Raw genomic sequence first — 11,629 nt, forward strand, 5'->3', positions numbered from 1 at the left:
CATGCTTGGACCGGTCATTCTCATCATCATGTGTCTGATTCTGCTCGGGCTGTCGATCCGCCTGTTCCTGCATGGCATCCACAAGACCGCCAACGAAAAGGTACTCAATCGACTCGCCGCCGGCCAACCGCAGATCGCTGTGGAAAAAACCCGATGGGTGGGCCTTGAGCGAATGTTTCTGCGCGCCGGGCTGGGCCGCCCGACCGAGCGTTTCGGCCTGTGGCTGAGCCTGTGGGCCATCGCCATATTGCTCGGTTACCTGCTGGGCCACTGGATCGGATTGCTGGTGGCGCTCCTCGTGCCGCCGGTGATTTTGCGCCTGTACATTTCGTGGCTGTACCGCCGCCGGCTCAAACGCATGATCGAGCAACTGCCGCAGTTGCTTGATCACACCGTGCGCAGCCTCAAGTCCGGCCGCACCCTGAGCGACGCGGTCATGGGCGGAATCGAAGCCAGCGACGATCCGCTGAAAACTGCCATGGGCCGGGTACAACGCAACGTGCAACTGGGGGTCAATCTGCCGGACGCCGTCAGCGACTTCGCCGAGCTCTATGAGCAAGACGAACTGCGCATGTTTGCCCTGGGCCTGAAGGTCAATCACCGCTACGGCGGCAACGCCAGCGAGCTGCTGGAGAACCTGATCAAACTGATCCGCGAACGTGATCAGGGCGCTCGCCAATTGCGCGCGATGACCGGCGAAACCCGAATGACCGCGTGGGTGCTCGGCGCGCTGCCCGTGATACTGGTGAGTTATTTCATGCTGACCAATCCCGGCTACATGCTCGGCATGTGGCACGACTCCGGTGGCCAGACCATGCTGATTGCCGCACTGGTGCTGCAGGTGCTCGGCTGCCTTGCGCTGTGGCGCATGTTGCGGAGCGTCTGACATGATCTTTCTTGTCGCCCTCATGTTGTTGCTCGGTGCGTTTTTGCTGGTGGCCAACCACTTGCTGACCGAACGCCGCCGCGAGCGCCAGGTGACTCAACGCCTGCAAGGCAACCTGGTGCGCGAAAGCCGCCTGGGCAACTGGTTGCGCGCCTTGGGCAACAGCCGGTTTGGCCGACGCTCGGTGAGCATCGACAGCGAAACCCAGACCCTGCTCAGCCGCCTCGGCTGGCGCCGCGCCAGCGAGCGTTCGTTGTACGCGGCGTGTCAGATCGGCACTCCGCTGCTGGCGCTGGGTGTCGGACTGTTTTTGCGAGAAGTGTTCTTCCCCCACGCGCCGAACGGCTGGCTAGTGCCGATGCTCGCCACCGGCGCCGGTTACCTGCTGCCCAAACGGCTGCTGGCGTACGCCGCAGCGCGCCGGCAGAAAATCATCGCCGTAGAAATTTCGACATTCATTCCGCTGCTGCGCATCCTGTTCGAATCCGGCATGGCGGTCGAACAGGCGCTGCGTGTCCTCAGCACCGAAGGGCAAAAACTGCTGCCGGAACTGACCACCGAACTGCGCCTGATCCTCAGCCGCGTCGACTCGGGCCTGGAGCTCGGCCAGGAACTCAACAAGACCGCCGTGATGCTCGCAGTGGACGAATTCACCGACACCTGCGTGATCCTCCAACAACTGATTCAACAGGGCGGCGGCGCGATGAAATCGCTGTTGTCGCTCAAGCAATTGCTCGACGACCGACGCCTGACACGGCTGCAGGAGTACGTGTCGAAAATGTCGGCAAAGATGTCGGTGGTGATGATGCTGTTTCTATTTCCGGCCTTGCTGATCGTTCTGGCCGGTCCCGGTTTCACTGCCATTTCAAGGGCGTTTGCAAACTGACGTGGGCTCATGGAGAGCGTTTGATGAAAGTACTGATTGTCATGGCAAGTCTGTTGATGCTCGGCGGTTGCGCCACCGACGGCCAGGCGCCGTGGACGGCGATGCTGTCACCGTCCAGTTGCAGCAAATTGAGCTCTGAACAGGAGCTGTCCCTGAACCTGGCGGACGATCTGGCCAACGACGGCAAACTGCACGCCAGCCTCGCCAACCTGCAGAGCATGCCCGACAACTTGAGCGAAGTGCGCCTGCGCAAAGCCAAGGTCTACCGCCTGCTCGGCCGCAGCGAAGCCGAGCCGCTGTACCGCGGTTTGCTCGGCGGCTGCCTGACCGCCGAAGCCGAACACGGCCTGGGCCAGCTCTACGCCGCCCGCGGCGACAACGGCCAGGCCCAGGCCCACCTGCAACGCGCCGCACGCCTGGCCCCCACCGACGAAAAAATCCGCAACGACCTCGGCGTGGTCTACCTCAACCAACTACGCCTCGAAGACGCCCGCTTCGAATTCCTCACCGCCATCGAACTCAAGCAGAACAATCAACTGGCAACGATGAACCTGGTGTCGTTGCTGCTGTACCAGAACAACTGGCAACAAGCCGCCGAAATCGTCAGCCGCGCCAAACTGACCCCGGCGCAATTCACCGAAGCCCAGGAACGCGCGGAAAAACTCAAAACGCCGATCCCGGCGAAACCGGCGACCAGCAATCAAGTGGCGGTAGCGGCTGATCCGCAAACGTCGACAATCAAATAAGGAGACAGCCATGAACGCACTCAAAGGCCTGTGCTACCTGAGCTTGTTGAGCTTGCCGCTGAGCGCCTTCGCCATCGACGCCGGCCCGGCCTCCGCGCAGCAACAGGAAACCGAAGGCTGGCTGCTGCTGCAAAGCCGCAACAAAGCCGCCTCGGAAAAATCCCAGACCGCCACCGCCGCTGAACGGGAACTGGCGATGCAGCGCTGGCTGAAAAAGTACAAATACGAAATTCCGGACTTCTACGACCCGGATGCGGGCGGCAAGATCGAGACCAACAAGTGATTTGATGCTGGCCGCCATACCGCCATCGCGAGCAGGCTCACTCCTACAATGGGATGGGGTGTGTCCTGTTGGAGGTTGGGCGGCTGTCAGGCCGCCATCGCGAGCAAGCCCGCTCCCACAATGGGATGGGGTGTGGTCTGTGAAGGCTGGTCGGCTGTCAGGCCGCCTTCGCGAGCAAGCCCGCTCCCACAATGGGATGGGGTGTGGTCTGTGAAGGCTGGTCGGCTGTCAGGCCGCCATCGCGAGCAAGCCCGCTCCCACAATGGGATGGGGTGTGGTCTGTGAAGGTTGGGCGGCTGTCAGGCCGCCTTCGCGAGCAAGCCCGCTCCCACAATGGGATGGGGTGTGGCCTGTGAAGGCTGGTCGGCTGTGAGGCCGCCATCGCCAGCAGGCTGGCTCCTACAATTTAGCAAGCGCACACACCATGCGGCGAAGCCGCCCCACTCAACAGGATGAGCGCAAGCTCGGCTGCAGCTCTTGATCTTGATCTTGATCCACGGGCGACGTCGGAAGGCTGAGTGGAGGGATTGATCCGGGGGTGGGAGCGCAGCGACCGTTTGGCGCAGCCAAACACAGCGAGAGGAGGTGCAGCGAAGCAAACCGGAGGCGCTGCCCCCGGATCGATCCCGCAGCGAAGGGACCCCGAGCCCCAGCGAGCGGGCCGAACGCAGGAGCAAGCCTTTTTGGTTACTTTTTCGGCGTCTGGAAAAAGTGACTCGCCGTCAGGGCGAAACCACCAGCCGCAACACCCGCAGCAACGGATCCCCCCAAAAACCCCCCATGAACATGGCCGGCCCACAGGCCGCCAAGGTCAATGCGCCGTCACCCGCTGCCGCAAAGCCGACCCACCGGGAGACAACGCCAACGCCAACTGCGTCCGGTTATGCATATGCGTCAACCGCAAAACCTGCGACACATAAAGCTTCACTGTGTTCTCGGTAATCCCCAACTCACAGGCAATCTGATAATTGGTCTGCCCCTTGCCCACCAACCGCGCCACATCGAGCTGGCGTGGCGACAGTTGTTGAAAGATCTCCGGCATTTCCTGCTGCTCGCTGTCGGGCGCTTCCCCACCCATCACATCACGAACCACCGCCGCCGGACTGCGCCGAACCTTATCGAGATCCTGATAAAGGTCATCAATCGACTCGGACAAAAATTGCAGCTTCTGATTCAAATGCCCCAACTGCACATTTTTATGCCGTTCGTGCAAAGCCTGCTCCTGACGCTGCAAGCCCTCGAGCAATTCCGTCAAAACAATCGGCTTCTGATAGTAATCGGCAATTCCGGCACGCAACGCCTTGATCACGTCCTGCTTATCGGCGCGCCCGGTGAGCATGATCGCCTCGAACACCCGATGCTTGCCGCAGATCCGCTGCAGCGCCTGCACCAACTCGATGCCATCCATGTCCGGCATGTGCAGGTCGCACAGCACCAGGCCGATATCGGCGTCTTCACTGAAGCGCGCGATCGCCTGCTGACTGGATTCACAGGGTACGCAGCGGTAACCGCTGCTTTCGAGAAACTCGCACAACTCCTCCACGATCAAGGGCTGATCGTCAACCACGAGGACTTTTATCGCAGACGTAAGCTTGTTCACGTGCCACTCCATGCCGTAGGCCAAAGCTGACCATTCCTGTACTGCCAGACTTTGGCTGTATAACCTGCTCATTTGAAAGTAGACGCACTTTCCGACTATGTACATAGGACTAGTGGCATCGGGCGACTAATGGATCCAATGTATCGAAAGCAATACACCGATCAGCACAAACGGTGCAAATGGCAGCTTTTTTGACTTTTCCGGCTCCAGATAACGAAGATGTTCTCTAACTCGTTGACTCATATGCAGCCAGAGTCTTGGCGCTATCAGCAGCCAGATCAAACTCGCAAGGCCGGCGCCGATAAACGCGCCAAGAATGAACAGACCGTCCGTCGCAAGCCCCAGTGCTGTCATTAATTTCACATCGCCGGCCCCCATGCGACCCATGAAATACCCCGGTAGTGTTAGCACCAGCGCAATCAGAAAAGCCCAACCACCCTGCCCCGCATCGGCGCCGAGCCAGGTGTTGCCGGTCCACAGCAAATACCCCAGCGCGAGCGCACTTGCACCGAGTGTCAAAACGTTGGGAATACGCCGCTGGCGGGCGTCGAAGGCGGCACACATGGCCAGCCAGACAAGAAGGGTGAAGCTGAGCATTCGGTAAAAACCGTCCGTTTTGGCTGAATGATTCTATGCTGATACTACGCAGTGACTGTCAGGGTAGACGCACTCATGAAAACCGGCTTTCGCAAGTCGCAAAAAGGCGCGGTGGCGATTGAGTTCGCCTTGGTATTCGTGATCTTTTTTGCGGTGTTTTACGGTCTGGTCAGCTACAGCCTGCCATTCGTGATGATGCAATCGTTCAACGAAGCCACATCCGAGGCGATCCGCCGCAGCGTACAGGTCGATCCGAACACCCCCAACTATTCAACGGTGGTGGTGAACACCGCGAACGCCGCGCTCACCCAGCAATTGTCCTGGGTGCCGCCGGCCTTCAATCTGGTAATCGGGGTCGATACCAATGCGGTCTATAACACCGGCAGTGCCTATGGGCCCAATGGCACGCTGACCGTGTCGGTGAAATACCCGGTCAGCAAGCTGAATCAGGTCATCCCCTTTCTGGTACTGCCGGGGATAGGCACGGTGCCGAACCTGCCGCCCAATCTGACCGCCATTTCGAGCCTGCAATTTTGACGGCCGGCGACAATCTCTTCGGGCGTTTGCTCAAGCGCGCACCGACCGCCGCCCTCGACCTGCCCGACCCGCTCGGGACGCCGCCGGTCGGCCTGCATGTGTATCTGGACGACGACGGCGGCGTGCTGCATATGGCCGGCCCGCTGCGCCACCTGCTCGCGCAACAACCCCCGCATGAGCCGCCGTTACCGTTGCGTGCCTGCCTGCTGCCACACAGCACACTGGCGATCCACGGCCGCCCGGCAGACTGGCAAGGGCAAATGTTCGATCTGGATTTCCCCGGTCTCGGCGATCAGATTCTGCACCTGCGTGGCTGGGTGCAGCCGTCGGGCAACGGATGGCTGATGCAACTGCTGGACATCGCCGACCTGTTGCTCGAACGCCAGCAGTCCCGTCATCGCGAAGCCAGCCAGTTGATCGGCGGACAAATCAGCGAGCAGGTGCGCATCTGCGGCCTGAGTCGCCTGCCGCAGGTCGTCAGCGAACAACTGCAACTGATCGCCCAGCGCTGGCATATCCCCTGCCTGGGTCTGGCGCTGCTCGACGAGCAGACACAAGGCTGGCAAATCTATCGTCAGTTCAGCGCCTACGATGCGCCCACACTCTGGGAGGACGGCCAGCGTCTGGGCACGTCACTGGACAGCCTGAGCGGCAGCGCGCCGCAGCGGATCGGTGCGCAGCATGGCCTTGACGAACATGCGCGGGTGCAAGCCGTGTTCGGCAATGGCGAAGGGTTGGCTGTGCCCTACAGTGATGAACGCGGCGTGGTGGCCTGGCTGCTGTGCGGTTTTTTTGCGCTGGATTCGGCCGCGCCGTACCTCAAGGACCGGGACTGGATGGCCTTGACCAGTGCCCTCGCCGGCCCGTTGCTCGGGCGTTTGCGTGAGCAGCAACATCACCTGCAACTGGAGCGCCTGGAATCCTTGCAGACGCTGCTCGGCACCGGCTGGTGGGAAATTCAGGCTGACGGCAGCGAGATCCAGTTGGCCCCGTCACTGACCAGCGTCCTGCAACTGAGCAACTCGCGGCTGGCAGTCGAAGACTGGCTGGCGCTGCTTCATCCCGCCGACCGCGATGAGGTGCGCAGTCGTCTGCAGGCCTTGCAGCAACAGGGCGAGCCGCTGACGCTGTGTGTTCGCCTCAACCGACCGGAGGCCGGGCAAAACTCGACGTGGTATCGCCTGCAGGGTCAGACCAGCGGTAACGGCGAACAGCGCCGGCTGATCGGTTTCATGCTCGACATCAGCGACATCAAGAACCAGCAGCAACTCGCCGCCGCGGCGCACGCACGGCTGGACAACCTGATCGCCAGTTCTCCGGCGGTGATTTACGTGCAGCACTACCTCGAGGGGGCTTTGGTGCCGGCCTTTTTCAGCGCCAGCCTGCAACCGTTGCTGGGTTGGAGCCTGGCCGATTGCAGCGCCAGCGCACTGGTCGAAATGATTCACCCCGAAGATCGCGACGGGTATTTCCAGCGCACCCGCCAACTGCTGCGCGAGGGCTCGGTGAGTACGCGTTATCGGTTGCGCGACAGTCGCGGGGTTTATCACTGGCTGCTCGATGAGGCCAGACTGCTGCGCAACGATCTCGGCCTGCCGGTCGAAGCCGTCGGCTTGTGGCTGGACGTCACCGAGGCTACGCAAGCCGCCGAACAAGTGAGACAAAGCGAAGAGCGCTATCGGATTCTGGTGGAAGACTCACCGGCAATGATCTGCCGGTATCGACCTGATCTGACCCTGACCTTCGGCAACCGACCACTGGCGAATTACCTGGAATGCACCCCGCAGGATTTGCCGGGGGTCGATCTGGGCGGCTGGATGTCCGACGAGCAACGGAGCGCGTTCAAGCATCGCGTGTCCCTGTTGACCCCGGAACTGCCGGTGAGCACCGCGGAAATCAGCCTGCAACTGCCGGGGCGCGAGCATGCATGGTGGGTGTGGTCGGATCGCGGTGTGTTCGACGAACACGGGCAGTTGATCGAGGTACAGGCAGTGGGCCGCGACAACACCGAAGTGCGTCGCTCGCAGCAGCAACTGACACAAAGCGCAAAAATGGCCACCCTCGGCGAGATGGCCACGGGACTGGCGCACGAAATCAATCAGCCGCTGAACGTGATGCGCATGGCCATCGTCAACGTGCTCAAGCGCCTGGGCAATGGCGATGTGCAGATTGATTACCTGACCGACAAGCTCAATCGTATCGATGCGCAGGTCGAGCGCGCGGCAAAAGTGGTGGATCACATGCGCGTGTTCGGCCGCCGTTCGGAGATCGAACAGCAACTGTTCAACCCGGCCTCGGCCATCGAGGGCACGCTGTCGCTGCTGGCCGAAGGCATGCGCGGCAAAGGCGTGGATCTGCGCATCAGCGAAACCGCGTTTGTGGTGCAGGTGCGCGGGTTTGTCGATCAACTGGAGCAGGTGTTGATCAATCTGATGGTCAATGCCCGCGATGCGCTGCTGAGCAAACGCGAGAAGGATTCGACGTTCAAGCCGTGGATCTCGATCTACGCCGAACGTGATGATCAGAAGGTACGGCTGTGGGTCGAGGACAACGGCGGTGGCATTGATCCACGGCTGCTGGAGCGGATTTTCGAACCGTTCTTCACCACCAAACCGGTGGGCGTCGGCACCGGGCTGGGCCTGTCGGTCAGCTACGGCATCATCGAGAACATGGGCGGCCATTTGAGCGTGCGCAACTCGGTGGAAGGCGCACGCTTCTGCATCGAGCTGCCACTGGCGCCGGACGCCTAGATCACCAGATAGGCTTTGCCGGTCTGGCCGCAGGTCATGTTGGCGCCCACATCGACGTCCATCAGATTGATGCCCAGGCTATTGAGCAGATTGTTCAGCAAGGGGTCGAGCAGAGGGCTGAGCAGGTTGGTAATCAATGGCTGAAGAATGGTGGTAACGCTGCTGATCAGACTGGCCACACCTGTAACGATGGCGCCCAGGGGGTTGCTGCCCAAAGGTTGATAAACAATCAGATTGATCCCCGCCAGCGTGCTGGCCAGGCTGTTGACGATGTTGCTCGATGGCGCAGCGGAAATCACACTGGGGGGCAGCTTCAGGTTGGGCGGCGTCGCGAATGGGGTCGCGCTGGAAAACACCAGGTCCTGAGTATTCTGAGCCACGCTGGTGTTGACCATGATCGCAATCCCGCCGGCCCCGTATTGCACATGCGTGCTCTCGTCGCAGCTGCCGATCCCGAGAATCTTGTGGCAGGTCACGGTGCCCAGATCCACAAGAGGCAGCGGCGTAACGGTGGGTTCCGCGGACGACGAAAAGGCATTGGTCGGGTCGATCTTGCCAACCTTCAGATCGGCAATCGAGGTGATGGTGTGCGCAGTCAGGCTCTTGGTGCCCGTGGTACCCGTCGGGCAGCTGTAATCGGTGACGTAGCTGATGGCACCACCGGCATCCAGGGCGATATCGATTTCCGGGGACGGCAATAGCAGCGGGTCGAGTTGTTGGCAGCCGGCACCTAGCAGACAGCCGACCGAATTGAGGGTCGCTACCAGGTTGAGGCTCAGCAGAGCATTCAGGGTCGGAGTCAAAGTTCCGACCAGCCCCAGTACCGCATTGACCAGACCGGTCACCCCGGACAGCACCGGCAGATTCACCGACAGCATCGTGCGAATCTGCGCCGTGCGCACATAAATCCGGTTCGGTCCCGTCGGGTTGGCCTTGGCCAGCGCCGGATCACCGATCGCGGAAAACTGCGGTGGCTCGATGACTTTGACCCGCACCGTGACGTTCGCCAGCCCCAGTACGCTGATCGGCACCGTGGCGGACACCGCGCTGTTGCTGTTGGCCAGTTGCACCACGGCCTGCACCAGTTGCAGCAACTGCAGGTTGGCATCCAGCCCCGCCGCAGTGGTACCGGTCTGCAGTTGCAGGATGTCGCCGAGCTTGACCGGCGCGGCATTGATCGCGGCGATTTGCAGCTGGCCCAGTGCGGTGATCACGTCGGCGGTCGCGCCGTTGAGTTGCACCACGGTGGCGGCGGCTTGAATCAGCTGCGTGACGGTAGCCTGGGTGTTGAGCAACTGAGTGTAATTGCCGGCGGCCACGTTGAGATTGATCGCCAGTTGATTGAGGTAACTGAGCAGGTTGACGTTGGTATTGAGCAAACCGTTCCAGCCCAGCGCGGTCAAGTTGACGTTACCGCCGAGCAGTGATGAAAACAGCGGATTGAGAATGTTCGACTGAGCCGTGTTGATGCTCGTCAGCGTGCTGCGAATGTTCAATTGCGCGACGGTCGGCTGTGGCCTCGCGGCGACGGCAGAGGCATTGAGCGTTGTGTTGAGGCTCACCGGCGTCCCGCTGAACAACGCCTGCACGCCGCCGGCAATGCTGGTGATGACGGTGCGGCTGGCGGCGACTTTCACGGCGGCGGCTTGAGTGGCGTCTACCGTGAAGGTGCGCAAGCCTGTGGCGGCGGTGACCAGCGTGCCGCAAGTGGTAACAAGGGTGTCGCTGGCATCGACGGTGTAGCCGTTACGCACGGCGCTTTGTCCGGCGTAGGTCGCGGCCGTCAGACCGGGCAGACAGGTGCCACCGCGACTGACCGCTTCCAGCGCGGCGTTATCCACCACCCGCTGCAACTTGCGTTGTTCCATGTACAACCGGCCGGTATCGACCACGAGCAACATCAATACCACTGCCAGGCTGAGGGTGACTGCCGCCATCAGCCCGATAGCCCCGCGTTGCCGCGCCGGGCTGTTGAATTGCGAACGGGGCGACATCGCGCACTCCTTTGCCGGCCCTGTGCCGGGCGCTGCCTCCATGGGTGCAGTTGAGTGTAGACGGCGCTAGTCGCAGCGCGCCATTTCGTGCGCCATAAAACCACTGTGGGAGCTGGTCAGTCTCGACGTCTTAGCGCGGTGGATAGTTGGCCAGGATACGACTGACCGTCTCACGAATCGCTTTGCTGCGATCCTCCGGGTTCGGCGTGCTGCTGAGCATCTGCTCGTCGCTGCCGCGCCACACCAGTTTGCCGTCCTTGCCGTCGAGCAGGTCGATCTGGATCGTCGCCACTTTGTAGGTGATGTTGCGGGTTTCGTTGTACATCGGTGCGCCCCAGTATCCGTTCCACGGGCCGCCCCAACCGCCGCCGTAGTTGGTGGTGACTTGCTGCTGGCGATCCTCGACGATCAGATAGGCTTGCACGTTCAGGTCGCCCTTGGTGCCCGCCGCCGCAGGACGCAAGCCACGCTGGTCGAGCTGATCACTGACGGCCTGGCGAATGCGTTGTTCGGTCAGGTCGCTCTTGATCCGTGGATCATCGGGACGGTATTGCAGCGCGGGTTCTTTCCAGTTCCAGCTGCGATAGGCGGCAAAGTCGCGGCTGGCATCGAAGTCGTGATTGACCTGGTTGGCGGCGCAGGCGCTGAGCAGTGCGGCCATGGCCAGTAAAGCGAGACGGCGGAACATGGGTTTTCTCCGGTTGAAGGCATAAACCTGCGATGCGTTCTCACATACAGACTAGCTCGGAGGATAGGCCGACATGGCTTTTTCCACAGCCTCGCGAATCGCATCGGTGCGTTCGAGCTGGCTGCCCTGATTGGCGGTCTCGCCGCTGGCGCTCCACACCGGTTGACCGGTAACTGCGTCGAACAGATTGACCTGCACCACCACGACCTGCTCCTGATAAGTGCGAACAATCGGCACGCTGTTGTACATGCCGTAACCGCGCCCGTATCGATCATAGCCACTGTATCCGCCGTAACCGTAATCGTCCTGGACCTGACGCAAGCGGGTTTCCAGACGCAGATTGGCGCTGACCAGCAGGTCGGCCGGACGGTTGTCGTGCAACGGCCGCAACCCGCGCTGATCCAGTGCATTGCTCACCGCTTCGGCCACTTGCGCCGAATCGGCCCAGGCCGTGCCCGGCGGCAACTGGCCGTTGAGCCAGGTCCAGTTGCGATAGCGCGCATAGTCGCGCGGCGGCGCCGGATAGGCGCTGCGATCAAAGGTGTTGGCGGCTTGAGGCGGCGCCGGTGGCAAGGGCCGCGATTGCGCTACGTACGGGTTGCTGCCCTGGCAGGCAGCCAACCCCAGACAGATCAGCAATAACCCGGATTGAGCTTTCATGT

General features: G+C 61.4%; 11 protein-coding genes. 6 read left to right on the top strand and 5 right to left on the bottom strand.

Annotated features, from left to right (window positions below; all coding sequences use genetic code 11):
- Position 1: 1 nt before the first annotated feature.
- Genes JFU48_RS03840 through JFU48_RS03855 form a run of 4 tightly spaced genes read left to right on the top strand, consistent with a single transcriptional unit; the run spans position 2 to position 2,801 of the window.
- Positions 2-886 carry a type II secretion system F family protein gene (locus JFU48_RS03840; protein WP_103520871.1) on the top strand — a complete coding sequence of 295 codons (885 nt, stop codon included), beginning with the start codon at positions 2-4 and terminating at the stop codon, positions 884-886.
- A gap of 1 nt (position 887) precedes the next feature.
- A complete protein-coding gene (locus JFU48_RS03845; RefSeq protein WP_003221315.1) occupies positions 888-1,772 on the top strand; it encodes a type II secretion system F family protein in 885 nt (294 codons plus the stop codon).
- Positions 1,773-1,795: 23 nt separating this feature from the next.
- Positions 1,796-2,518: a tetratricopeptide repeat protein gene (locus tag JFU48_RS03850; protein ID WP_201135889.1), complete on the top strand. Its 723-nt coding sequence runs from the start codon at positions 1,796-1,798 to the stop codon at positions 2,516-2,518.
- A 10-nt stretch (positions 2,519-2,528) separates the two neighbouring features.
- On the top strand, positions 2,529-2,801 hold the full coding sequence (locus JFU48_RS03855; protein WP_201135890.1) for a DUF3613 domain-containing protein: 273 nt from the start codon (positions 2,529-2,531) through the stop codon (positions 2,799-2,801).
- A gap of 811 nt (positions 2,802-3,612) precedes the next feature.
- Here JFU48_RS03855 and JFU48_RS03860 read toward each other — a convergent pair.
- Together JFU48_RS03860 and JFU48_RS03865 are read right to left on the bottom strand one after the other, a co-directional pair.
- Positions 3,613-4,401, bottom strand: a complete 789-nt coding sequence (locus JFU48_RS03860; protein WP_045122702.1) for a response regulator transcription factor — start codon at positions 4,399-4,401, stop codon at positions 3,613-3,615.
- A 126-nt stretch (positions 4,402-4,527) separates the two neighbouring features.
- Entirely contained in the window at positions 4,528-4,998 is a 471-nt protein-coding gene (locus tag JFU48_RS03865; RefSeq protein ID WP_201135891.1) for an A24 family peptidase, read from the bottom strand.
- A 75-nt stretch (positions 4,999-5,073) separates the two neighbouring features.
- Between JFU48_RS03865 and JFU48_RS03870 the strand changes: the two genes are divergently transcribed.
- The gene (locus JFU48_RS03870) at positions 5,074-5,535 is read left to right on the top strand and encodes a TadE/TadG family type IV pilus assembly protein (RefSeq protein ID WP_003221302.1); all 462 of its coding nucleotides are present in this window, start codon (positions 5,074-5,076) and stop codon (positions 5,533-5,535) included.
- Complete coding sequence (locus tag JFU48_RS03875; RefSeq protein ID WP_201135892.1) at positions 5,532-8,285, top strand: PAS domain-containing sensor histidine kinase; 2,754 nt, start codon at positions 5,532-5,534, stop codon at positions 8,283-8,285. The genes JFU48_RS03870 and JFU48_RS03875 overlap by 4 nt, the downstream gene beginning before the upstream one ends.
- Here JFU48_RS03875 and JFU48_RS03880 read toward each other — a convergent pair.
- From JFU48_RS03880 to JFU48_RS03890, 3 genes are all read right to left on the bottom strand, one after another.
- Positions 8,282-10,279, bottom strand: coding sequence for a pilus assembly protein TadG-related protein (locus JFU48_RS03880; protein WP_201135893.1), 1,998 nt, complete (start codon positions 10,277-10,279; stop codon positions 8,282-8,284). The two genes, JFU48_RS03875 and JFU48_RS03880, sit on opposite strands and share 4 nt — an antisense overlap.
- Before the next feature lie 130 nt (positions 10,280-10,409).
- Positions 10,410-10,967 carry a DUF4136 domain-containing protein gene (locus JFU48_RS03885; RefSeq protein WP_201135894.1) on the bottom strand — a complete coding sequence of 186 codons (558 nt, stop codon included), beginning with the start codon at positions 10,965-10,967 and terminating at the stop codon, positions 10,410-10,412.
- A gap of 51 nt (positions 10,968-11,018) precedes the next feature.
- Positions 11,019-11,627 carry a DUF4136 domain-containing protein gene (locus JFU48_RS03890; protein ID WP_201135895.1) on the bottom strand — a complete coding sequence of 203 codons (609 nt, stop codon included), beginning with the start codon at positions 11,625-11,627 and terminating at the stop codon, positions 11,019-11,021.
- Positions 11,628-11,629 lie beyond the last annotated feature (2 nt).

Origin of the sequence: Pseudomonas sp. TH49, from assembly GCF_016650625.1 — a bacterium.
Taxonomy (GTDB): Bacteria; Pseudomonadota; Gammaproteobacteria; order Pseudomonadales; family Pseudomonadaceae; genus Aquipseudomonas; species Aquipseudomonas fluorescens_H.

Coding starts and splice junctions, on each gene's coding strand:
- JFU48_RS03840 (WP_103520871.1), top strand. CDS start 2: ATGCTTGGACCGGTCATTCTCATCATCATGTGTCTGATTCTGCTCGGG.
- JFU48_RS03845 (WP_003221315.1), top strand. CDS start 888: ATGATCTTTCTTGTCGCCCTCATGTTGTTGCTCGGTGCGTTTTTGCTG.
- JFU48_RS03850 (WP_201135889.1), top strand. CDS start 1,796: ATGAAAGTACTGATTGTCATGGCAAGTCTGTTGATGCTCGGCGGTTGC.
- JFU48_RS03855 (WP_201135890.1), top strand. CDS start 2,529: ATGAACGCACTCAAAGGCCTGTGCTACCTGAGCTTGTTGAGCTTGCCG.
- JFU48_RS03865 (WP_201135891.1), bottom strand. CDS start 4,998: ATGCTCAGCTTCACCCTTCTTGTCTGGCTGGCCATGTGTGCCGCCTTC.
- JFU48_RS03870 (WP_003221302.1), top strand. CDS start 5,074: ATGAAAACCGGCTTTCGCAAGTCGCAAAAAGGCGCGGTGGCGATTGAG.
- JFU48_RS03880 (WP_201135893.1), bottom strand. CDS start 10,279: ATGTCGCCCCGTTCGCAATTCAACAGCCCGGCGCGGCAACGCGGGGCT.
- JFU48_RS03885 (WP_201135894.1), bottom strand. CDS start 10,967: ATGTTCCGCCGTCTCGCTTTACTGGCCATGGCCGCACTGCTCAGCGCC.
- JFU48_RS03890 (WP_201135895.1), bottom strand. CDS start 11,627: ATGAAAGCTCAATCCGGGTTATTGCTGATCTGTCTGGGGTTGGCTGCC.